The sequence below is a fragment of the Nitrosomonas oligotropha genome, from assembly GCF_900106555.1.
Taxonomy (GTDB): domain Bacteria; phylum Pseudomonadota; class Gammaproteobacteria; order Burkholderiales; family Nitrosomonadaceae; genus Nitrosomonas; species Nitrosomonas oligotropha_A.
This window is the reverse complement of the sequence record NZ_FNOE01000003.1, coordinates 112,646-135,244: the sequence shown is the minus strand read 5'-3', so window position 1 is coordinate 135,244 and position 22,599 is coordinate 112,646. Positions and strand designations below refer to the sequence as shown.

Below are 22,599 nucleotides of genomic sequence, written 5' to 3'. Positions count from 1 at the left end.
TTGAAAATGCACTCGATACCCTTAGTTCCAAGTCTAGTCAGTCTGTTGCTGGCTATATCGGCTACATGACTTCTTTATTATCCAACCTCAATCCGCAGCAACTCGAAGCGATCACGTTACCGCATCAATCAGTATTGGTGCTGGCTGGCGCCGGTAGCGGCAAAACCCGTGTACTGACAACGCGCATTGCTTATTTGATCCAATCGGGGCAAGCGAATCCGCATGGCATCCTGGCCGTGACGTTCACCAATAAGGCGGCCAAAGAAATGTTGACGCGCATTACCGCAATGCTGCCGGTGAATCCGCGCGGTATGTGGGTCGGCACGTTCCATGGTTTATGTCATCGCATGTTGCGGACGCATTATCAGGATGCCGGTTTGCCGCAAGCGTTTCAGATTCTCGATTCCGCCGACCAGTTGGCTTTGATCAAGCGCATTCTGAAAGATCTATCGGCTGACGAAAAAAAATTTCCGCCGCGCCAGGTGCAATGGTTCATCAATAATGCCAAGGAAGCCGGATTGCGTGCGGCATATGTGACGGTCGAAGATGCTTACTCGCGCCGCATGCTGGAGTTTTATCAAACGTACGAGCAGCAATGCCAGAAGGAAGGTGCGGTGGATTTTGCCGAATTGCTGTTGCGCAGTTATGAATTGCTAAGCCGCAATGAAGTCCTGTGCCAGCATTACCGTGAGCGTTTCCAGCATATTCTGGTGGATGAATTCCAGGATACCAACCCGTTGCAATACAAATGGCTGAAATTACTCGCGGGTACAGGAACTAAGAATGCCGCTGCGGTTTTTGCCGTCGGCGATGATGATCAGAGTATTTACGCGTTTCGAGGGGCTTATAGCGGTAACATGCGCGACTTCGAACATGATTTCGGCATTACCCGGGTGATCAAGCTGGAGCAGAACTACCGTTCGCACGGCCATATTTTGGACGCAGCAAATGCTTTGATCGAAAACAATAGTGAGCGATTGGGGAAAAATCTCTGGACGGCGGAAGGAAAGGGCGAGCTATTGCGGGTTTATAACGCCCCGAATGATTTCGACGAAGCGGCGTTTATCGTAGGAGAAGTCAAAGCATTGCACGCGGAGGGTGTCGCGTTGTCGGAAATAGCATTACTGTATCGCTCCAATGCTCAGTCCAGGGTGCTTGAGCACAGTTTATTCAATGCCGCGATACCGTACCGGGTGTACGGCGGCATGCGATTCTTCGACCGGCAGGAAATCAAACATGCGCTGGCCTATTTGCGCCTGATTGCCAATCCCGGCGATGACAGCGCATTATTGCGAGTGATTAATTTTCCGGCACGTGGCATCGGTGCTCGCGGTTTGGAGCAATTACAGGACGATGCCAAGACGCTTGGCGGCAGCTTGTGGGCTGCTGCGGTGCAGAAATGCGGCGGAGAGGATAGTTTATTGCAAAAATCACCGGAATCGTTAAAAGGCATCGCCGGGTTTGTGCATCTGATCCTGACCATGCGGCAGTATTGCCATGCTTTGCCATTGCCGCACATTGTGGAATACATGCTGACGCACAGCGCGTTGTTGGCGCACTATGGTAAAGAGCGTGAGGGTGCGGAGAGACTGGAGAACTTAAACGAATTGATTAATGCCGCAACCAGTTTTGTGCATGAAGCGGAAAACGACAGTCTGGCAGAATTTCTTGCACATGCCTCGCTGGAAGCTGGCGAGCATCAAGCGGGCAGCGGCCAGGACGCACTGCAATTGATGACCGTGCATGCCGCCAAGGGACTGGAATTTCATAGTGTTTTTCTAAGCGGTTTGGAAGAAGGATTGTTTCCACATGAAAACAGTCTGAGTGAAATCAATGGCATTGCTGAAGAGCGGCGACTGATGTATGTGGCCATGACGCGCGCGCGCCGCCGATTGTATATCAGTTTTGCGCAAAGCCGCATGTTACATGGTCAAACCCGTTATCACATTGCATCGCGTTTTCTCGATGAAATCCCGCAAAACTGCTTGAAATGGCTGCAATCAACGCCACGAATGAATCAAAGCACCTATGCTTCCAATAGCGGTAATCAAGCAGCAGGTTTTGCAAAAACCGCTTACGGTCAGCCAAAATCTTCCGGTGGAGAGTGGCGCATCGGACAAAATGTCTCGCATGCCAAGTTCGGCGACGGCGTAATCATCAACTACGAAGGCAGCGGCAGCGATGCACGCGTTCAGGTTAATTTCGATCATGCCGGTGCGAAATGGCTGTTGCTCGAATATACCAAATTGACCGCGCTTTAGCGCGCTGTATGCGCGTGCTCAGCGGTCGTTTTGGTCCTTATCCTGAGGTTTATTTCCGGTTGTAGTCGTTTCCTGCTTGGCTTCAGGCTCATGTTGTTCCGGTTGCTGATCGGCATCACCCCAATTGGCCTTTTGTAAATCCGCTTCGGATGGGTTGTTTTTGAAGCGGATGGGTTCATTCAGGAAAATATCTTTGTAGCTGACGTAAATGGACGCGAAAATGGTAGGAATCAGGATGATCAGACCGGCACCGTATGGCATTACACTGATGATAGTCAACACGATGAGCGTGACGCCATACAACTGAAATGGAATGAAGTTTCTCAGGCAGGCAAAAAAGCTTTTTTGCATGGCTATAATGGGCGGTACGTTATCAAACACAACCAGCAACGGTGAGAACCAGGAAGCCATCATCAATGGAATGGAAAGCGTCAGTGCAATCAAGGAGGATGTCAGGAAACTGCTCATCACGCCCATCAGCTCACTTTCGTCGACCCGCTTGCCATAGAGCATCATGTCCGTCATTTGGGAACCGCCGATCAACATGACCAGACCGATGATGAGAATCTGCCCGATCAAATAAATTCCGCCGATCGTAATGAGCGGCACGGCATTGGTTTTGAAGGCAACGAATAAGTGTGTCATATCCAGTGACTTGCCTTGTTCCATGTCCTTGCATCCCAGCATGATCCCCGCCAGAAATACCGGTGAAACCAGGGTGAAAATAAATTTTCCCAGTAACGGGATCAATGACATCGATATGGCGATCAACATCAAGGTGAAGCACACAAAAATCCAAGCCAGCGGTGCTCTACGAAACATGTAGAAACCGCTTAGAATCCATTGCAATCCTTGTTTTGCGTGAACTTGATGAATTTCCATTAATGTTTCTCCAGTTAATTTCAGTAAACGGTTTTAATCGAGCGTTATATCCAGAGCTGTTGTAGTTTTACTGAATCGCGTGCATGATTTTTCAATATATCCCGGAAATGCGCCGGATCTTTGGCGTGTGTCAATTCCCCCGGGCGTGGTAAATGATAGTCGTATAAACGGGATACCCAGAAACGCAGAGCGCCGGCACGCAGCATAGCTGGCCAGGCATCGTGTTCGGCCGCGTTGAGCGGACGTACAGCATGATAGGCTTTAATCAGCGCTAGCGTGCATGATTCATCCAAGACTTTGTTCTCAGTCATGCACCAGTCGTTGACCGTGATGGCCAGATCATACAAGAATGCATCGTTGCAGGCGAAATAAAAATCGATGACGCCGCCGATGATATGTCCGGTAAACAGAATATTGTCGCGGAACAAGTCGGCGTGAATAACGCCGCCCGGTAGTGCGCCGGTTTGCTGCGATTGTTGGAAATTCAATTCTGCCGCAAGCAGGGATTGCTCGTCAGTGGAAAGAAAAGGTGCAATCTCAGGCGCTCTGGCTTGCCACCAAGGGAGTCCTCGCGGGTTATTCATTCGTTCCGGATACGAGCTGCCTGCCACATGCATTCGAGCCAGCATCCGGCCAACTTCCGCGCAGTGTTCCGCAACGGGATGCATAACGGATTGCCCCGGCAGGCAGGTTACGATCGTTGCCGGTTTGCCGTTGAGCTCGCCCAGTAACTGCTGATCCAACATCGCAACCGGCGCGGGGCAGGGAATGCCATGCCGGGATAAATGTGCCATCAGATTCAGATAATACGGTAGCTCGTCACGCGTCAGTTTCTCGAACAACGTCAATACAAATTTGCCTCGCGTAGTCGTGACGAAATAATTGGTATTTTCGATGCCCGACGAGATACCTTGCAGTTGGACCAATTGACCCAACGCATAATTTTGTAACCAGACCGTGAGCTGGCTATCGGTAACAGGTGTAAAAACTGACATGGGTTAACAGAATAAAAAAGCGGAAAAGTGGAAACAGAAAGGTTTCATCGGATTACATGCTTTCGCTCTTTATCGGGGTTAAAATTTCAAGAATTGCCACATCGGCGGGCTGACATCAATACCGGCATCACCTGCGTGCGTATGGCCTCGACTGATGTTTTTTTTCAGATAATACGGCGGACCGATGCGGGGAATCACTTTGATCATCATCAATTCGCCGTTGACGCGATGTTCTTCAATGGTATCTTCGCCACGCTTGATGATGGTGACTTGCGTTTCCAGTTCGGGATCCGGCTGAATATCCGGCGGAAGTGGTGGAGGATCCGCCAATTCTTTAGGTAACTCGGGAGGCTCCGGCAATGGAATGAGGTTATCTGGGTGCGAAAGCTTTTTAGCTTGCTTCGGCTGATCAGATTGCGCCGTGGCAGGCGGTGCAGAAATGATCACCAAGATAAGAATAAGTGGATACAGGTACATCATGTTGGTTACCGGCGGGTCGGGATTAACGGGTATTCTACCTAAAATCATCGCTGACAGTTAAAGATTGAGTTGAATTTCTCGCTCGGCGGCAGTCGGTTCAAATCCGCTGCTTTCATAGTATTTAAAAATGGCGTTGACGATTTGATCCGGCTCATCAATGACTTGAATCAGATTCATGTCCTCAGCCGATATGAAACCTTCGGTGATCAAAGTGTTCTGAAACCAATCCAGCAAGCCGCGCCAGAATTGGGAATACACCAGAATGATCGGCATCTTGCGGGTTTTGCCGGTTTGTACCAATGTCAGCGCTTCCATCAATTCATCCAGGGTGCCGAAACCGCCGGGCAGCACAACATAAGCCGTGGCGAATTTGACAAACATATATTTGCGCGCGAAAAAATGCCGGAAAGTCTGGCTGATATCCTGATAAGCATTGCGATGCTGCTCATGTGGCAGCTGAATATTCAATCCGATGCTGGGTGATTTGCCATAGTAAGCGCCTTTGTTGGCGGCTTCCATAATGCCGGGACCGCCGCCGGAAATGACCGCGAAACCGGCATCGGAAAGCTGCTTGGCAATCTGCTCGGCTAATTTATAGTGCGGACTGTTAGGATCGGTGCGCGCGCTACCGAAAATGCTCACGGCGGGTTGGATGGTATCAAGACGTTCTGTTCCTTCGACAAACTCTGCCATAATGCCGAACAAGCGCCATGATTCTTTTGCTGACCAGGGTTTATCCACAGACAAATGCGTGGCCGGTTTATCGTATAGGCTCATAGGAAAATCTTATCAATGAAAACATTGTTGCTGGTTGACGGCTCATCGTATTTGTATCGCGCTTTTCATGCATTGCCAGATTTACGTAATCATAACAATGAACCGACCGGCGCAATTCATGGCGTGCTCAATATGTTGCGGCGCTTACACAAGGATTACCGCGCCGATTATAGCGCGTGCGTGTTTGATGCAAAAGGTAAAACTTTCCGCGACGAATTGTATCCTGACTATAAAGCGCACCGGCCGCCGATGCCGCCCGATCTGGCGGTGCAGATCGAACCTCTGCATGCTTGCATTCGTGCGATGGGATGGCCGATGCTGATTGTTGATGATGTGGAAGCCGACGATGTCATCGGCACGTTGGCCAAACAAGCCGCCGCTGCTGGTATGCGTTGCATCATCTCGACCGGCGATAAGGATATCGCGCAACTGGTGAATGCGCAGGTGACGTTGGTGAACACCATGAGCAATGAAGTGCTCGATGAAGCGAACGTGCAGGTTAAATTTGGTGTGCCGCCGGATCGTATGCTGGATTATTTGATGCTGGTTGGTGATACCTCCGATAATGTTCCCGGTGTGCAAAAAGTGGGCCCAAAAACGGCGGTCAAATGGCTCACGCAGTATGGATCGCTGGAAAATCTCATTGCGCATGCCGGTGAAATTAAGGGCGCGGTTGGTGACAATTTACGCCATGCGCTGGCTTGGTTCGATACCTCGCGCCAGTTAATCACGATTAAATGCGATGTCGATTTGCCGGTCAAAATTACCGATCTTGCGCCGCAGCCGCAGGATACTGGGCGATTGATTCAGCTGTATGAGCAGCTCGACATGAAATCGTCTTTGCGCGAACTGCGCCAGCAGATGATTGAGAACCAATCCGGATCGACTGTTGCCGATGAAACGCCGGGCAACGCGATGAGTGATAGAAGCACTCCAGCTGCACTGGATTGCCCCGTCATGTACCAAATGATTCTGACCGAAAGCGAGTTGGATGAATGGCTGGCCCGGCTGGATACAGCGCCCTTGGTGTCGGTCGATAGCGAAACGACCAGCCTCAATCCGATGCAGGCGAAACTGGTGGGGATTTCGTTTTGTATTGAAAGCCATCATGCGGCGTATGTTCCGCTGATGCATAACTACGCTGGTGTACCGCAACAGCTTGCACTTGAAACGGTATTGCATAAATTAAAGCCTTGGCTGGAGGATGAAGCAAAACCCAAGCTGGGGCAGAACTTGAAATACGATAAGCATGTGTTTGCCAATCATGGTATTCAGTTGAACGGTATTACGCATGACACGTTGCTGCAATCGTACGTGCTCGAGTCGCACCGGCCGCATAATATGGATAGTCTAGCGCTGCGACATTTGGATGTGAAAACGATCAGTTATGACGATGTGACCGGCAAAGGCGTGAATCGCATCGGATTTGACGAAGTAGCGCTTGATATCGCCACACAGTATGCCGCGGAAGACGCGGATATCACACTGCGCTTGCACCAAACGCTATATCCCGGCATTCAAAAGGAAGAACGGCTGAATTACATTTATCGTGAAATAGAGATGCCGGTTCTGGATGTGCTGTTTGAAATTGAACGCAACGGTGTGCTGCTGGATTATAAGCTGCTGCAAAAGCAGAGCCACGAACTGGGCGAAAAATTGCAGACGCTGGAACAACAAGCGCATATGCTTGCGGGACAACCCTTCAATCTGAATTCGCCGAAGCAGATTCAGGAAATTTTGTTTACTCAACTCAAACTGCCGGTTATCAAAAAAACGCCCACTGGCGTGCCTTCCACCGATGAAGATGTGCTGCAACAATTGGCGCTGGATTATCCATTACCCAAACTGTTGCTCGATTATCGCGGTCTGGCCAAACTGAAGTCGACTTACACCGACAAACTGCCCTTGATGATGGATCGCAATACCGGCCGGGTACATACTAATTATGCCCAGGCGGTCGCCGTGACTGGTCGTCTGGCCAGCTCGGATCCGAATTTGCAGAATATTCCGGTGCGTACCAGCGAAGGCCGCAGAATCCGCGAGGCATTCATAGCGCCGCCAGGTCACAAAATTGTGTCTGCGGATTATTCGCAAATCGAGTTACGCATCATGGCGCACATCTCCCAGGATGAAGGATTACTCAAGGCATTTGCCGCCGGGGAAGATATCCATCGCGCAACAGCTGCGGAAATTCTCGGGATTCCGCTGGACCAAGTCGATCAGGAGCAGCGCCGTTACGCCAAGGTGATTAATTTCGGTTTGATCTATGGCATGTCGGAATTCGGCCTGGCGTCTCAACTCGGCATCGAACGCAGTGCCGCGCGTGCTTATATGGAACGGTATTTTGCCCGCTATCCGGGGGTGGACACGTATATGCGGCAAACCCGCGAAAAAGCCAGGCAATCGGGGTATGTTGAAACCGTGCTTGGGCGCCGGTTATGGTTACCGGAAATCAATAACGCCAATGGAAATCGCCGCCAAGGCGCGGAGCGGGCCGCCATTAATGCGCCGATGCAAGGTACTGCCGCCGATATCATCAAACTGGCGATGATCGCGGTGCGAAACTGGCTGCACCAAGCGCAATTGCGCAGTAAATTGATCATGCAGGTGCATGATGAATTGGTTCTGGAAGTGCCGGACGATGAGGTGGCATTAGTCAAAGACACCTTACCGGCGTGTATGGGCAATGTGCTGCAGCTGGATGTTCCGCTGCTGATTGAAGTCGGTGTTGGAGATAATTGGGAGCAGGCACATTAAACTCAGTGTGCCTGCTGCATGTTAGAGGTGTTTATTCGCGCGTTTCAACTTGCATCAGCGGTTCAGTTGGCGTCGTAGCGGCTTTTCTAACCCTTCTACGCGGTCTTTTAGGGATGATGATTTCTTCAATCACCATTTCGACCTTTTCGGGCGGTGTTTCTATCATGATCAAGCCGCTCTTGCTTAAATCCGGAAGTTCCTTAGGTGCACTGATTTCCGCTATTGGCGTTGGAACTGGTGCGGATTCCGGTGGAATAATACTGTTTTGCACGGTTTGATCGACCGCCGGTGCTCTCCTGCTGGATTGCTTTTTAACAGCGGGAGGCGGTGAATCTTCGCTAACAGGCATAGCTTCCGCTACTACCACCACCGGTTGCAGGCTGACTGGATATTCATCATGTTGTACAGTATCCCCCGGCGCTTCGTCCGTCACAGTTTCGTGGTTTTCCGCAGCATTTATTCCTGGTCCGTTATTGTCGCGGTTTTTATTGCCACGATGCCGGCGATTTCGTCTGCGTTCATCGGTTTTCGTAACGTTGCCTTCAGCGCTTTCGGTTTCCGCAGCAGAAAGATCGTTAATCTCGGCGGCTTCCACAAAGTCTGCGGTCACTGGCTGAGCGGTTCTCCTCGGATTGTTCCTTGGGGATTCTGCGGCTACCGGATATTGCGGTGATTGTCCGGATTCCGGATTATTGAAATCCTGCGCTGCACCGGTTGAATCTGGGGCATCGTTTTGCTTGGCTGGTTTTTGTGCGGAAGTATCTTTGCGTTCATTCCGGTTGCGTCCACGCCGTCCGCGCGAGCGTCCGCGCTCCTGCTGCCGGGTTTTATCCATATCAACCGGCTTTTCTTCAAGATCAATCCTTGCTTCTTCGCTGTGTGCGGGCTTAAACCAGCTGAAAAATTTATCCAGCAGCGAGGTATCGCGTGATCTATCTTCGCGGATCGGTGCAGGTTGAGCGGGTGTTATGCCTTGGACTGCGGCTTGAGGGCGGGTGGGCTTGTTTCTTTGCTCGGAAACGACCAGGTTGTTTTCCTCGGTATTTTTTTCGACCAGCTTATAACTTGCTACGGATTCGTTTGCTTTGCTGTCTTCGTGGCGTATTCGAGTGATATTGTATGTGGGTGTTTCAATATGGATATTAGGTATGAGGACGATACTGATCCGCTGTCGCACTTCAATATCATAAATTTCCGCTCGCTTCTCATTCAGAAGGTAAGTGGCCACATCCACTGGAAGCTGGACGTGCAATGCACTGGTGTTTTCTTTCATGGCTTCTTCCTGGATGATTCTTAGCACATGCAGTGCCGAAGAATCGGTTCCGCGGATAAATCCGGTACCTTGGCAGCGTGTGCACGGAATATAATTGCTTTCACCCAGGGAAGGGCGCAGGCGTTGCCGTGATAACTCCAGAAGGCCAAAACGCGATATTTTTCCAACTTGGATGCGCGCGCGATCTTGCCGCAATGCTTCGTGTAACCTGGCTTCAACTTCACGTTGATTGCGCTGCACATCCATATCAATAAAGTCGATGACGATCAATCCGCCCAAGTCGCGCAAGCGCAATTGCCGGGCGATTTCATCAGCGGCTTCAAGATTGGTATTTAAAGCAGTATGTTCAATATCCAATCCACGGATAGCGCGTGCTGAGTTGACGTCAACCGATACCAACGCTTCTGTGTGATCAATCACAATTGCGCCGCCGGAAGGAAGCGTAACCTGCCTGGAATAGGCCGTTTCTATCTGATGTTCGATCTGAAAGCGTGAAAAAAGCGGCACATCGTCGTGATAAAACTTCAGGCGATCAACATTGGCGGGCATGACATGCGCCATGAATTGACTGGCTTGTTCATAGATGTCGCGGCTGTCGATTAAGATTTCACCGATTTCCTGGCTGAAATAGTCGCGGATCGCGCGAATCACCAAGCTGCTTTCCTGATAGATCAGAAAAACACCATCCTGATGATTGGCTGCTTCCTCAATCGCATACCAGAGCTGTGTCAGGTAATTCAAATCCCATTGCAACTCTTCCGTGCTGCGGCCGATTCCGGCAGTTCTGGCAATGATGCTCATTCCATCAGGAACTTGGAGCTGCGCGATCACTTCGCGTAAATCGTTGCGTTCTTCACCGGTGATACGGCGTGATACGCCCCCGCTATTGGGATTGTTGGGTATTAAAACCAGATACCGGCCAGCCAGCGAGATATAGGTTGTCAGCGCGGCGCCTTTTGTGCCACGCTCATCTTTATCGACTTGTACGATTAATTCCTGGCCTTCTTGCAATAGATCCTGAATACGGCCATTGGCGGTACCATTTTCGGCAAGACAAGAGGAGGCTATTTCTTTGAAGGGTAAAAAACCGTGACGTTCGCAGCCATAATCTACAAATGCGGCTTCCAGACTGGGTTCAATTCGTGTGATGACAGCTTTGTAGATATTGCTTTTACGTTGTTCCTTACTGATAGATTCTATGTCAAGGTCGATCAGTGTCTGACCATTGACGATTGCAACTCGCAACTCTTCAGGTTGGGTCGCATTAAATAACATTCGTTTCATTTACAAGCCTTACGTGTTCTATTTATAAATACACTATCCGCAATTTCTTCGGTTAGATTTTTTTGGTATGCGTAGTTGTAATGACGAGGCTTTGATTTAATAATTTTATTGTATGCTTATTTATCAATCTAATTATTTTATTGTTATATTTCAATATCTTATTCTTATTGGTGAAATTTTTTGTGTCGAAGTCATTAAAGCTCGCCCATGCTCTACTTAGCAGGTTTTATTGTCCTCGTTACTTAGTAGGTTTTATTGTCCCCGTTTAAGGTAACAGATTTTACATAAAGTTCCAAACAGAACTTTGTTTTATGTCAATATTATTAACGCTGCTGGTAGTGAGTATAGCCGGTAGATTTTACAGCAACAACTTTAAAAAGAAATGAGTAAAATCTTTAGATTTTTGTCAGAAATCTGCATTTCTTTGCATCAATAACCGAAATAATCAAAAATGTGACAATGAATACTCAATCCCCTGTATCAATCGTCAAAGAATGCATAGGAGAAGAAGAAAACGATCAGCGGATTGATAATTTCTTATTCAAGCGTTTTAGGAATGTACCGAAAAGCCACATCTATCAATTGGTGAGAAGCGGCCAGGTGCGTGTTAACGGAAAACGGATAGATGCCTGTTATCGCCTGCAATCGGGCGATATGGTGCGGATTCCGCCGATCAAGACCGCCGAAAAGAATGCGGTCAAGCAGATTGCACCGGTCAATTTTTTTAACTTCACTATTTTGTATGAAGACGATGCATTATTGGTGATTGATAAACCCAGCGGCATGGCGGTCCACGGTGGCAGCGGTATCAGTTTCGGTGTCATCGAACAGCTGCGCACACAGCATCCAACCTGGAAATTTCTCGAACTGGTGCACCGCTTGGATAGGGAGACATCCGGCGTACTTTTACTGGCGAAGAAACGAAGCGCGCTGGTTGATCTGCACCGGCAAATTCGTGATGGCTTGATGGAAAAGCATTACCGGGTGATGGTCAAAGGGGAGTGGCGTAACGCCAAGCAACATGTCAAATTGGCGCTCGATAAATATGTGACAACAGCCGGTGAACGGCGTGTAATGGTTGCCAGCGGGACTCACAAAGACAGCAAGCCGATGCAGGCGCATACGATATTCACGTTGCAAAAATCCTGGAAAAATTTCAGTTTGCTCGATGCCGAGATTAAAACCGGGCGGACACACCAAATTCGCGTCCATTTGTCGCATATTGGGTTTCCCATCGCCGGTGACGATAAGTACGGCGATTTTGAAGTGAACAAGCAATTGGCCAAAGCGAGCGGAGCAAATAAACTGGCTCGTATGTTTCTGCATGCTCACACGTTACGTATTACACACCCGGTTTCAGGAGTGCGCATGCAGCTGCAATCGCCGTTGTCGATGGATCTACAGAAATTTATCGATGGTCTTGAGCGTGCGCAAGCGTCACACACTCGCGGATCTTAATGGAATGAGCCTAAGTGCTATAATGCGCTGCTAGTTTTTCGGGGTGGCGGCAACTTGTTTGGTTTTAAACATGGTGTATAAAACTTCCCAAACATTTTCTACAATCTTTTTCTGTGCAACTTCGTTCGGGTGTATTCCATCGGCCTGAAAATATTCGTGTTTATCGCCAAAACCGGCTAATAGAAATGGCACTAATTTGATTTTATAATTTTCAGCGAGTTGCGGAAAAATAGCCTGGAACTTTTGTGTATAAGTCATGCCATAATTGGGCGGCAGTTGCATTCCAGCCAGTAAGACCAAAGCGTTGTGCTGTTGACATTTTTCAATGATCGCCGCCAGATTGCTATAGATGGATTTAATCGCCGCGCCACGTAAACCGTCGTTTGCACCAAGCTCAAGGATAATAATCTCAGGGTGGTGTTTCTCAAGGGTTTGTTGAATCCGGTTGCGGCCACCCAGCGTGGTTTCACCGCTGATACTGGCGTTGATGATTTGATAATCGGCAAACTCGGATTGTAACCGTTGCGTGAGCAATGCAACCCAGCCAGATTCTCTCGCTATACCGTAATTGGCGGACAGGCTATCGCCAAAGACCAATACTGTTTTGCTGGATGCAGTAGCGGGAGTGGCGAAAGTAAAAACAAGAATCAGAATAATCAGGAAATTTTTTTTCATGTCAGATAATCGTATTAATCAACCCATTCTTTGGACGCAGGCGCTCACCAAACAAGTGAATACCGGCGATCAGCAATTGACTATATTGCAGGATATCGAATTGCAAGTAAATCCTGGTGAAGCGGTTGCAATTATAGGCGCATCCGGTTCCGGTAAATCGACTTTATTAGGGCTTCTGGCTGGATTGGATTTGCCGACTTCCGGGAAAGTTCATCTGGATACGGTGGATATTTTCTCGCTGGATGAGGATAGCCGGGCGGCATTGCGCGGCAGGGTTCTTGGTTTTGTGTTTCAATCATTCCAACTGTTGCCTGCCTTGACCGCGATTGAAAACGTTATGCTGCCGCTCGAATTAGCCGCCACCGGCAACGCGGAAACTACCGCGCGAAGATTGCTGGAACGCGTCGGATTGGGTCAGCGCCTGCATCATTATCCCAAACAGTTATCCGGCGGAGAGCAGCAGCGGGTCGCCATTGCGCGTGCGTTTGCAACCGATCCCAAATTGTTATTGGCCGATGAGCCTACCGGCAATCTCGATTCGGCTACCGGTGTGCAAATTATCGACTTGATGTTTGAACTCAATCGCGAACATGGCACGACCCTGGTACTGGTTACGCATGATGAAGCTTTGTCGCGGCGTTGTGCGCGCCAGATCCGATTGGCGGACGGGCGGTTGGTACGGTAGATGCAAAAACTGAGCAGCGTGGGTATTTCTTCTTTATTTCTTCACCAAGGCCCTCATTCTCATGAATCATTTTAAGCTGTCTTTGCGCATGCTGCACCGCGATTGGCGTGCAGGTGAGCTCAACGTTTTGCTGCTGGCTCTGATTATTGCCGTCAGCGGCATTGCTACGGTTGGTTTTTTTGCCGACCGGGTGGAATCGGCGCTGGCGCGTGAAAGCAATCAATTGCTGGGCGCGGATTTACTGGTTATTTCAAGCCAACCGCTACCCGAGCAATACGCTGATGAAGCTCAGCGGCTCGGTTTGTCCGTTTCATCGCTGACCAAACTTGCCAGCATGATTTCCAATGGGGACAGCAATCTGCTGACCGAGATTAAGTCGGTTACCGAAGGCTATCCGCTACGCGGACGCGTGCATTTGGCCAATCAATCAGCACAAGCTTCTGCTACGCAAGCGGAAATCCGCGAAGCTGATGGAATTCCGCAGCTGGGCGCCATCTGGGTCGATGAAAAAGCCATGACCCGGTTGGATCTCAAGGTTGGCGATGTCGTCGATGTCGGTGTCACGCAATTGACGGTCACCGAGCTGGTAGTGCGTGAGCCGGATCATTCGGTGGGATTCATCAACATGGGGCCGCGCGCCATGATCAACGCGGCCGATCTGGAAAAGACCGGTCTGATACAAGAAGGCAGCCGTGTTGCCTATCAATTGCTGATCGCGGGTGAACCGCATGCGGTGCAGCAATTCCGTGATTGGGCAAAACCTCAACTGACCAAAGCGCAACGAATGGAAGGCATACGCGATGCGCGCCCGGAAATTAAAGCCGCGCTGGAGCGCTCGGAAAAATTTCTCAGCCTGGCCGCACTGGCCAGCGTGGTTTTGGCCGCTGCCGCAATCGCCTTGGCCGTGCGCCGCTTTACCCAGCGTCATCTGGACGGCTGCGCCGTGATGCGCAGTCTGGGCGCGAGCCAGCGCCAGCTGTTTTATTTGTATGTTTATTATTTTGTTGCCTTGGGGGTGATCGCCAGTAGCATTGGCTGTTTGCTCGGTTTTGCCGCGCAGCAAATTCTGACGCATTGGCTGACCGGCCTCGTGGAAACCGAGTTGCCGTGGCCAAATTGGCTGCCTGCGGTGCAGGGGCTGCTGGTGGGGATGGTTTTGCTGCTTGGGTTTGCCTTGCCACCGGTGCTCAATTTACGCAGCGTTCCGGCATTGCGCGTGCTGCGCCGGGATATCGGATTGTCCAACGCGCACAGCATTGCGGGTTATTTACTGGGATTGGCGGCTTTATCCCTGTTGTTTATCTGGAAAGCGCAAGATCTCAAGCTGGGACTATATATCGTGATGGGATTCATCGCAGCCATCGCCATTTTCGGCGGTCTCGGCTGGTTGCTGATCCGCTTGCTGTCGAGCCTGCGACATCAGGCAGGCGGCGCGTGGCGCTATGGTCTGGCCAGTATCCGCCGTCGCGCGGTTTCGAGTGTTCTGCAAGCGGTGGCGCTGGGATTGGGATTGATGGCCTTGCTGGTGTTGACCCTGATCCAGGATGATCTGATCGACGATTGGCATACTAGCCTGCCGCCGGATGCGCCGAATCATTTTCTGGTGAATATCCAGGCAGATCAGTTGCAACCACTGCAGGAATTTTTCCAGCAGCACGCGCTGGAGCCGCCACAGATGCATCCTATGGTTCGCGGCCGATTGATTAAAATCAATGGAAAGGAAGTATCCGCGGAGGATTATGCCGATGATTTGCATGCGGAAAGACATATCCGGCGTGAGTTCAACTTGACCTGGGCTGATGAGCTGGGATCGGATAACCAAGTGGTACAGGGCGCTTGGTGGGAGAACGGTACACAGAAAGCGGAATTATCGATCGAAGAAGGCATTGCCAAAACCATTCGCGTCAAACTAGGTGATGAACTGACTTACGATATCGCGGGCAGTCATTTTTCCGCCAAAATCACCAGCATGCGGAAAATCGATTGGGATACTTTCCGCGTCAACTTTTTTGTCGTTGTGCCTCCCGGTTTGCTGGAAAATTATCCGGCCAGTTACATCACCAGTTTCTATGTGCCGCCCACGGAAATTCATCGCGTGCATGAATTGGTTAAAGCGTTTCCGAATATTCTGGTGGTCGATGTGGCAACGGTCATCAATCAAGTTCAGCAGATGATCCAGCAGGTTTCGCAAGCGATTGAATTTGTCTTTGTGTTTACGCTGCTGGCTGGTTTTGCCGTGCTATATGCTGCGATAGCCGCAACGCAGGATGAGCGCATTTACGAAGCGGCTATTTTTCGGGCATTGGGCGCCCGGCGTGAACAATTGTCGCGCGCCTGGGCTGCGGAGTTTGTGATCCTAGGCGGGCTATCCGGATTATTCGCGTCGGCGGGCGCCAGTGCGTTAGGGTATGTGATCGGTAAGCATGTACTGCATCTCAATTACACGTTTAATCCCTGGATCTGGGCAGTGGGTGTGTCCATCGGCGTGGCCGGTGTGTTAATCGCCGGTTTGTTGGGTACGCGTTCAGCGCTATCGAGTCCGCCATTGTTGACGTTGCGCAAGATCGGATAAATCCATGAACGATTTACCAGTACCGAAACTTAAAGCGTTGCCGCCGCTGAGTTTGTATATTCATATTCCGTGGTGTTTGAAGAAATGTCCTTATTGCGATTTCAATTCGCACGAAATTCGCGGGCAGGACAACCAAACGCCCGAGGATGAATATGTGGCGGCACTGATACGCGATCTTGAACTCGCCCTAGCCGATGTGTGGGGGCGGCGCCTGAGCAGCGTATTTTTCGGTGGCGGTACGCCGAGTCTGTTCAGCGCCCGGTCGATCGATACCATCTTGACGGCGGTACGCACATTGTTGCCGCTGGAGCATTTCGCCGAAGTCACGCTGGAAGCCAATCCGGGCACGTTTGAAGCGCAGAAATTCGCCGATTTTCGCGCGGCAGGCATTAACCGTTTGTCGATCGGTATCCAAAGTTTTAATCCCCAACATCTGAAAGCCTTGGGACGGGTGCATGACGATCAGGAAGCGCATCGCGCCGTCGAAATTGCGCAAAAAATTTTCGATAATATCAATCTCGACCTGATGTATGCATTGCCCGGACAGACTTTGCCAGAAGCGCAAAACGATATCGAAACGGCATGTGCTGCGGGTGTTACGCATATTTCCGCTTATCATCTGACGCTCGAACCGAACACGTTGTTTCACCGTTTTCCGCCTGTGCTTCCCGATGACGAACAAGCGGCGGCAATGCAGGAAATGATTGAACAAGTTACGGCAAGTCAGCAGTACCGCAATTACGAAACCTCGGCGTTTGCGCGCGCAGGCAAGGAGTCACGCCATAACATGAATTACTGGCAGTTCGGCGACTATCTGGGGATTGGCGCGGGCGCGCACAGCAAAATCAGTTTTGCCGATAAAATCGTGCGCCAAATGCGCTACAAACAACCAAAGGAATATCTGGGCAAAGCGCAATCCGGCGAGTCGTTGGTTCACACACACCAAGAAGTAACTGCTGAAGACCGTGGTTTTGAATTCATGATGAATGCGTTGCGGCTGAACGGCGGATTCGACACATCCTTGTTCCAGGAACGCACCGGCTTGCCGCTCAGCGCCGTGCGGCAACAGCTGGATGAAGCCGAGCAACGCGGTTTGCTGGTGCACGATCATCTGCGCATCAAGCCGACTATCTTGGGTAGACGATTCCTCAACGATCTGCTGCAAATCTTTCTGCCTGAAAAAAATTCCGCCGGATAATGCGCTAAAATCGCAGCCTCGAATTTGTACTGAGGGGGCACGGATATGGCGTATGTAAAACCGGAAGAAGTCGTCGAAAACATGTTGCAGGCGGGTGCCAAGAAAGCCAGTCTGCCGGTCAAACAGTTGCTAATCCGCGGCTTCCTGTCGGGTGCTTTCCTGGGTTACGCCACCACGCTGGCGATTCTGGCGGCAACCCAAACCGGCTGGGGCATCGTCGGTGCGCTGGTGTTTCCAGTGGGTTTTGTCATGATCGTGCTGCTCGGATTGGAACTTGCCACCGGTAATTTTGCGCTGATCCCGATTGCCGTGAAAGATAACAGAGTTCCGTTCAATCGCCTGCTCGTCAATTGGACCTGGGTGCTGACCGGGAATCTGATCGGTAGCGTCACGTATGCGTATTTGTACTGCATCGTGGCGACCAAAATGGGCTCGATAGACCCGGCCACTATCCCGGCATTGCAACGCACCATCACCATCGCCGAAACCAAAACGCTCGAATACGCGAAACTGGGCTTCGACGGCACTATCGCCGCGTTCACCAGCGCGATGCTGTGCAACTGGATGGTCACCTTGGGCGCTGTGATGGCGTTCACCTCGACCAGCACCATCGGAAAAATCGCCGCGATGTGGCTGCCGATCATGACGTTCTTCGGTTTGGGTTATGAACACGCCATCGTCAACATGTTCGTCATTCCCGCCGGTATGTGGCTCGGCGCGGATATCACCATCGCGGATTGGTGGTTGTGGAACGGATTGCCGGTGATTGCGGGGAATTTATTCGGCGGAATGCTATTTACCGGGTTTATGTTGTATTGGAGTTATGGGAAGGTGAATCAGTAATCTTACTACTTGTCTTTTAATTTAAGATTTATTGTTCTGTAATAATTATTCAATTAATTACTGTAGGAGTCATCAATTGGAAATATTCTTAACGATACTGGCAGGTGCTGGGACTTTTGTTTTGGGTCAAATCATTATGAAATTGGTCATTGATCCTGTTCAATCACTTAAGATTGCAATTGCTGAAGTTGCGAATAAATTGATTTTATCTGCCAATATCTATGCAAACCCAAGACCAGCAAGTGATGAGAAACAGAAAGAAATGTCTCAAGAGATGCGTATCCTTTCATCGAAGCTACAGTCAAATATGCATTTGATTCCATGCTATGACTACACAGCGAAAATATTCGGTTTGCCTAAAAAAGAACAGATAGCAATAGCATCGAATGGGCTAATCTTTATTCATAATGGGCATGATGGAGTATTAGCAAATCAGGGGATACTTAATTGCTATGCTGCTCAAAAAATCAGAATTGCATTAAGTATATTTATTCCTCCTGGTGAATATCTTAATCCAGAACATGAAAAAGTATTTATCAAAGCAAAGCAGAACGAATAAGCTGAGCTGAGCGTTATCGATCACAGTTCAGTTTATTTTATTCAAAAATAATGATTCTCTTGTGTAGCCGTTCTTTTTAAACAATATGCCCCGAAGCGGCGCTTTACTCTCATTATCCCGTGAACACCATTCGTCGCTGGTGTTAGCGCGTGCTATCCGTCAAGCAGCGGAGAGCGGCGATAGTGCGGCTCTTCCAGCGATGATGAAACGCATCGAAGAGCATTGGCGAACCGTATTGTGTGAGCATTTCGCACGAGAAGAGCATTTGTTGCGTTTGGCGGCGGATGCAGTGGATGCTGAATCTGTCGATCGAATCCTAGCCGAGCATGCGGAATTGCGCAGTTTGGCTTGCGGACCTTGTGAATTGGATTTGCCTGCGCGGTTGCGCCGGTTTGGTGAGTTATTGGCTGCGCATGTGCGCTATGAGGAGCGTGTGCTTTTCCCGCAATTGCAATCGCACCCGAGCATCGATTCAGCGGCTGCGGAGTCAATTTAAAGCATATCAAACGGAACGGAGAAAACCGAGCGTTCCGGAATTTCGTCCGGTTAGAAAAACAAATCCCGCTATTCGAGCGGGATTTGTTAGCAATGCAGTGAAATGCGATTATGCGTTTGCTTTTTTGCGGCGCGCTGCGAAACCCAATAGTCCGAGACCTGCTAACAGCATGGCATAAGTTTCGGGTTCGGGAACCGGTGCGATACCGGCGACACCGACTGTAAATCCGTGCCAGCCTTCGGAGACATGGGTAAACGTGATGGAATCAAAAGAACCCGGCAGTCTGATCACGCCATGCACTTCACCGGAACCGAAGAATCCCGTGCTTGTTCCATTCAGAATGGGTGTGCCCACACCCCAGTATCCCGGACCGAAACTGTCGATCACGATAGGCACGCCAAAATCCACAGTATTGCCATTCCAGCTCACCAATCCGATGTACGAATCCACGACGGTTTGTGAAAACGTGATCGTGACTGTGCCGCCTGTACTGAGTGCAACGATATCGGAAGCGGGTGGTGCATTATCGACGGTACCGTTGGTATACGCTGATCCTGTCCAGAAATTTGCTCCTCCTGCCGTCTGCACAAAGGCGTGCGCTCCGGTACCGGAGTATCCGACACCGACTGTGGTTGATCCAACCAGCAAATCACCGGATGCCGAGAACGAATCGGTTGAAGTCGTCCAATCCGTCCAGGATACGGTTACCGCAAATGCGGATGTGGAGAAGAAAATTGTGACGAGAGACCCGACTGCGAGTTGTATGATGCGTTTCATGATGTTCACCTTCTGCCTGAGTGAGTAAAAATAAATCCAACTTTGCCAATACTATATTCAACACTAAGGCGTAATACTAACCGGTGCGATGGTTTAATGCTGTAGTCAGATGTTCCTTAATTTTTTAGGATGGTTGCCCTGGTTATGGGGTACACGATGCGTAAAATCTAGTCAGTTGGGCATTGGAACGGGGATCTGTGGTTACCCGAAATTGTGGTGCACACAGGTAATTGGATGGGCGAGATGACTTGCTGATGGTACTGAGACCCGGAAAATTTTCCCGCCGGGATGAAGGTTTACTTTAAAGCAATGCATAAAAACGGTTTTATCCGGATTAAGCAATTTTCTCCAGGTTGCTGCCGGCTTTTTCAGCCGCATATAAATGCACATGCAGCAGATCGTATATGCGCTCTCCGCTGAGTTGTTTCACATCGAATCCGGTTGCCAGCTGGATTTGCGTGAATTCCTTGCTGGCCAGCGTATCGTAGCCGATGTAGCCCATCGACCATTGCGAAAAACGGCGTGCGTCTACCGGTTCGAAATCAAGGACGACCACATCGCCATGGCGTGGATCACACTGAATGCGCTCGAAAGTTTCCTGAATATCATCGTGCATGCCTTCGAGCACTTGAGCAAAGCATTCCTGGTTGAACATGAGCGCGCCGGTAATGCCGGATGCCGCATTGCGTTGCCGGGAAATGGTCAATATCTGTTCGATTTCCTTATGAACATTTTCATTGCTGCCAAGAATCGTGTTTTGACTTAAATAAATCAGCCGGTATAAATTTTGTGTCATGGTTGCTTCCTCACTGCGATGGTCATCGTAAACTATGATATGAGCGCTTGAATTTGTTCAGCCGGGACCGGTTTGCTGATTAAATAGCCTTGAATTTCCATGCAACCATTGTGTGCCAGATATTCGAACTGCTCTTCTGTCTCAACGCCTTCGGCCAGGGTTTTTATCCCCAGCGCGCTACCGAGCGTTATTACCGCCTTAATCAGGGTGCGTGACTTGTCAATTTGCATACGGTGAACAAATGATTGATCAATTTTGATTTTTGAAAACGGAAAACTGCTCAAATAATTGAGTGAAGAATATCCTGTACCAAAATCATCCATCGCAACAGATACGCCCAACGCCTGTATTTCCTTGAGTTGCTCCAAAGCGTTTGCTACATTTTTGATCAGCAAGCCCTCGGTAATTTCCAGTTCCAGGCGTTGCGGTGCAAGGCTGCTGGCTGAAAGCGCCGCTTGAACGATTTGTTTCAAGTTGCCGTTTTCAAACTGCACGGGTGAGACGTTAACGGCAATCTTGATGTCTTCCGGCCAGGTTGTTGCTTCCCGGCAAGCCGTATGCAGCACCCACTTGCCAATTTCGTGAATTTCCCCTGTTTCCTTCGCCAACGGAATAAGCCGGACCGGCGATATGATTCCGGCGCCTGGTTTTTCCCAACGGATAAGCGCTTCAAACCCAACTATTTTTCTATCCTGCATGCGGACTTGCGCTTGATAAAATAACGTGAATTCCTGTAAAAAAAGTGCGCGCCGCAAGCCAACTTCAAGATCATGCTGTTCGCCCGCATTTTCTTGCAGGGATTGTTCATACAAGCGATAACTCCCGCGCGCATTGTGCTTAGCATCATACAGCGCCAGTTCCGCATGTTTGATCAGATCGCCGCTTGATCCGGTATCCTGATGCAAAATCGCAAGACCGATGCTGGCACTGATATTGGCTTGTTGACCATTGATCAAAAAAGGGCGTTTGAGCAGCCCGATGATGCGCTCCGCCATTGCGGTAGCGGCTACCGGTTGATTTTGATTGATTTGCAGCACGACGAATTGATCGCCCGAAAAATGCGCTACAAAATCATCCGAACGAACGATGCGCAATAATCGCTGCGCGGCGAATTTCAATAATTGATCACCGGCATCGTGTCCCAGTGTTTCATTGATTTTCTTGAAGCGATCCAAACCGATCATGATCATGGCCAGCGAAGCAGCACCGGATTCATCCGGTTTCCAATTTGCGATGCATTCATTGAGCATGCCGCGATTGGCCAATGGTACAGGGCTATGGTTTTGTGCTTGATGGTTGATTACGGATTGCGAAAAATTGCTGGAAGACAAACTCTCAACGATGATCAACCGCTGTTCCTGATTGCATGTGATGACATGCACATGAAGCGTTTTGTTATCGACTGTAGAAGTCAGTTTGATCGTTTTTGTATGCTGTCCGGCAATGGCTTGCCGGAGTAGATCGGGTGCTGACCCATTGAGCGGGGTGGTCAAATCAAATAATGTTTTATCCGCAACATCCGGCGGTAAGGCAAGAAGATTTAGAAAAGCCGGATTGGCGGATATGATTTTTCCTGCCGTATCAACCCAAGCGAGTCCACAAGACGAATCGATAGCCGTAAAATTCATTGCACTACGCTGTGATTGACGATTATTAATCTTGTGTTCCCCAATAGCTGATTGATGCAGGGAATTATAAATCATTCCAATTCTAAACCGGGATAGCTAATGCTAATGCGATTTACATGAAGGATGGTGCACACTGCTGTAGTGTGCGCTCGTGCTACTTAACGATTAAAGCAAATAGCGCGTGTGTATTTTGCTGGTACAAC

Annotated in this window: 18 protein-coding genes; 9 read left to right on the top strand and 9 right to left on the bottom strand. The window is 49.8% G+C overall.

The genetic code is table 11. The features are described from left to right. Positions 1 to 65 precede the first annotated feature (65 nt). Positions 66 to 2,261: a UvrD-helicase domain-containing protein gene (locus tag BLU57_RS03110; RefSeq protein ID WP_090316024.1), complete on the top strand. Its 2,196-nt coding sequence runs from the start codon at positions 66 to 68 to the stop codon at positions 2,259 to 2,261. A gap of 18 nt (positions 2,262 to 2,279) precedes the next feature. Here BLU57_RS03110 and BLU57_RS03105 read toward each other — a convergent pair whose 3' ends face one another. The 4 genes from BLU57_RS03105 to BLU57_RS03090 form a co-directional block, all read right to left on the bottom strand. Further along, positions 2,280 to 3,143: a BPSS1780 family membrane protein gene (locus tag BLU57_RS03105; RefSeq protein WP_256206071.1), complete on the bottom strand. Its 864-nt coding sequence runs from the start codon at positions 3,141 to 3,143 to the stop codon at positions 2,280 to 2,282. Between the two features lie 44 nt (positions 3,144 to 3,187). Continuing rightward, complete coding sequence (locus BLU57_RS03100) at positions 3,188 to 4,138, bottom strand: homoserine kinase (RefSeq protein WP_090316021.1); 951 nt, start codon at positions 4,136 to 4,138, stop codon at positions 3,188 to 3,190. A gap of 78 nt (positions 4,139 to 4,216) precedes the next feature. Continuing rightward, on the bottom strand, positions 4,217 to 4,666 hold the full coding sequence (locus BLU57_RS03095; RefSeq protein ID WP_256206070.1) for a DUF2782 domain-containing protein: 450 nt from the start codon (positions 4,664 to 4,666) through the stop codon (positions 4,217 to 4,219). Between the two features lie 9 nt (positions 4,667 to 4,675). Beyond that, positions 4,676 to 5,395: an LOG family protein gene (locus tag BLU57_RS03090; RefSeq protein WP_090316019.1), complete on the bottom strand. Its 720-nt coding sequence runs from the start codon at positions 5,393 to 5,395 to the stop codon at positions 4,676 to 4,678. A gap of 15 nt (positions 5,396 to 5,410) precedes the next feature. Between BLU57_RS03090 and polA the strand changes: the two genes are divergently transcribed. Then, positions 5,411 to 8,152: a DNA polymerase I gene (gene polA, locus BLU57_RS03085; RefSeq protein WP_090316016.1), complete on the top strand. Its 2,742-nt coding sequence runs from the start codon at positions 5,411 to 5,413 to the stop codon at positions 8,150 to 8,152. A gap of 31 nt (positions 8,153 to 8,183) precedes the next feature. Here the strand turns inward: polA and BLU57_RS03080 are convergent, their stop codons facing one another. After that, positions 8,184 to 10,709 carry an Rne/Rng family ribonuclease gene (locus BLU57_RS03080; protein WP_090316013.1) on the bottom strand — a complete coding sequence of 842 codons (2,526 nt, stop codon included), beginning with the start codon at positions 10,707 to 10,709 and terminating at the stop codon, positions 8,184 to 8,186. Positions 10,710 to 11,168: 459 nt separating this feature from the next. Here BLU57_RS03080 and BLU57_RS03075 point away from each other — a divergent pair, with 459 nt between their 5' ends. Continuing rightward, positions 11,169 to 12,167, top strand: coding sequence for an RluA family pseudouridine synthase (locus BLU57_RS03075; protein ID WP_090316010.1), 999 nt, complete (start codon positions 11,169 to 11,171; stop codon positions 12,165 to 12,167). 30 nt (positions 12,168 to 12,197) lie between these two features. On the opposite strand, the gene BLU57_RS03070 is transcribed toward BLU57_RS03075, so the two are convergent. Then, the gene (locus BLU57_RS03070) at positions 12,198 to 12,842 is read right to left on the bottom strand and encodes an arylesterase (protein WP_090316007.1); all 645 of its coding nucleotides are present in this window, start codon (positions 12,840 to 12,842) and stop codon (positions 12,198 to 12,200) included. Here BLU57_RS03070 and BLU57_RS03065 point away from each other — a divergent pair. The 6 genes from BLU57_RS03065 (at position 12,841) to BLU57_RS03040 (ending at position 19,195) form a co-directional block, all read left to right on the top strand. Beyond that, entirely contained in the window at positions 12,841 to 13,527 is a 687-nt protein-coding gene (locus BLU57_RS03065) for an ABC transporter ATP-binding protein (RefSeq protein ID WP_090316004.1), read from the top strand. The two genes, BLU57_RS03070 and BLU57_RS03065, sit on opposite strands and share 2 nt — an antisense overlap. A gap of 61 nt (positions 13,528 to 13,588) precedes the next feature. Continuing rightward, the gene (locus BLU57_RS03060) at positions 13,589 to 16,099 is read left to right on the top strand and encodes an ABC transporter permease (protein ID WP_090316000.1); all 2,511 of its coding nucleotides are present in this window, start codon (positions 13,589 to 13,591) and stop codon (positions 16,097 to 16,099) included. Between the two features lie 4 nt (positions 16,100 to 16,103). Beyond that, positions 16,104 to 17,297 carry a radical SAM family heme chaperone HemW gene (hemW, locus tag BLU57_RS03055; protein WP_090315997.1) on the top strand — a complete coding sequence of 398 codons (1,194 nt, stop codon included), beginning with the start codon at positions 16,104 to 16,106 and terminating at the stop codon, positions 17,295 to 17,297. Between the two features lie 45 nt (positions 17,298 to 17,342). Next, on the top strand, positions 17,343 to 18,140 hold the full coding sequence (locus BLU57_RS03050) for a formate/nitrite transporter family protein (protein WP_090315994.1): 798 nt from the start codon (positions 17,343 to 17,345) through the stop codon (positions 18,138 to 18,140). A 76-nt stretch (positions 18,141 to 18,216) separates the two neighbouring features. Continuing rightward, a complete protein-coding gene (locus BLU57_RS03045; RefSeq protein WP_090315991.1) occupies positions 18,217 to 18,699 on the top strand; it encodes a hypothetical protein in 483 nt (160 codons plus the stop codon). Positions 18,700 to 18,784: 85 nt separating this feature from the next. Beyond that, positions 18,785 to 19,195, top strand: a complete 411-nt coding sequence (locus BLU57_RS03040) for a hemerythrin domain-containing protein (protein ID WP_090315988.1) — start codon at positions 18,785 to 18,787, stop codon at positions 19,193 to 19,195. Between the two features lie 108 nt (positions 19,196 to 19,303). On the opposite strand, the gene BLU57_RS16400 is transcribed toward BLU57_RS03040, so the two are convergent. The 3 genes from BLU57_RS16400 to BLU57_RS03025 form a co-directional block, all read right to left on the bottom strand. Continuing rightward, complete coding sequence (locus BLU57_RS16400; protein WP_256206069.1) at positions 19,304 to 19,972, bottom strand: FxDxF family PEP-CTERM protein; 669 nt, start codon at positions 19,970 to 19,972, stop codon at positions 19,304 to 19,306. A 334-nt stretch (positions 19,973 to 20,306) separates the two neighbouring features. After that, positions 20,307 to 20,768: a BLUF domain-containing protein gene (locus BLU57_RS03030; RefSeq protein WP_090315985.1), complete on the bottom strand. Its 462-nt coding sequence runs from the start codon at positions 20,766 to 20,768 to the stop codon at positions 20,307 to 20,309. Between the two features lie 32 nt (positions 20,769 to 20,800). Further along, the gene (locus tag BLU57_RS03025; protein ID WP_176776350.1) at positions 20,801 to 22,396 is read right to left on the bottom strand and encodes a bifunctional diguanylate cyclase/phosphodiesterase; all 1,596 of its coding nucleotides are present in this window, start codon (positions 22,394 to 22,396) and stop codon (positions 20,801 to 20,803) included. Positions 22,397 to 22,599: the final 203 nt, after the last annotated feature.

Coding starts and splice junctions, on each gene's coding strand:
- BLU57_RS03110 (WP_090316024.1), top strand. CDS start 66: ATGACTTCTTTATTATCCAACCTCAATCCGCAGCAACTCGAAGCGATC.
- BLU57_RS03105 (WP_256206071.1), bottom strand. CDS start 3,143: ATGGAAATTCATCAAGTTCACGCAAAACAAGGATTGCAATGGATTCTA.
- BLU57_RS03100 (WP_090316021.1), bottom strand. CDS start 4,138: ATGTCAGTTTTTACACCTGTTACCGATAGCCAGCTCACGGTCTGGTTA.
- BLU57_RS03095 (WP_256206070.1), bottom strand. CDS start 4,666: ATGATTTTAGGTAGAATACCCGTTAATCCCGACCCGCCGGTAACCAAC.
- BLU57_RS03090 (WP_090316019.1), bottom strand. CDS start 5,395: ATGAGCCTATACGATAAACCGGCCACGCATTTGTCTGTGGATAAACCC.
- polA (WP_090316016.1), top strand. CDS start 5,411: ATGAAAACATTGTTGCTGGTTGACGGCTCATCGTATTTGTATCGCGCT.
- BLU57_RS03080 (WP_090316013.1), bottom strand. CDS start 10,709: ATGAAACGAATGTTATTTAATGCGACCCAACCTGAAGAGTTGCGAGTT.
- BLU57_RS03075 (WP_090316010.1), top strand. CDS start 11,169: ATGAATACTCAATCCCCTGTATCAATCGTCAAAGAATGCATAGGAGAA.
- BLU57_RS03065 (WP_090316004.1), top strand. CDS start 12,841: ATGTCAGATAATCGTATTAATCAACCCATTCTTTGGACGCAGGCGCTC.
- BLU57_RS03070 (WP_090316007.1), bottom strand. CDS start 12,842: ATGAAAAAAAATTTCCTGATTATTCTGATTCTTGTTTTTACTTTCGCC.
- BLU57_RS03060 (WP_090316000.1), top strand. CDS start 13,589: ATGAATCATTTTAAGCTGTCTTTGCGCATGCTGCACCGCGATTGGCGT.
- hemW (WP_090315997.1), top strand. CDS start 16,104: ATGAACGATTTACCAGTACCGAAACTTAAAGCGTTGCCGCCGCTGAGT.
- BLU57_RS03050 (WP_090315994.1), top strand. CDS start 17,343: ATGGCGTATGTAAAACCGGAAGAAGTCGTCGAAAACATGTTGCAGGCG.
- BLU57_RS03040 (WP_090315988.1), top strand. CDS start 18,785: ATGCCCCGAAGCGGCGCTTTACTCTCATTATCCCGTGAACACCATTCG.
- BLU57_RS16400 (WP_256206069.1), bottom strand. CDS start 19,972: ATGAAACGCATCATACAACTCGCAGTCGGGTCTCTCGTCACAATTTTC.
- BLU57_RS03030 (WP_090315985.1), bottom strand. CDS start 20,768: ATGACACAAAATTTATACCGGCTGATTTATTTAAGTCAAAACACGATT.
- BLU57_RS03025 (WP_176776350.1), bottom strand. CDS start 22,396: ATGAATTTTACGGCTATCGATTCGTCTTGTGGACTCGCTTGGGTTGAT.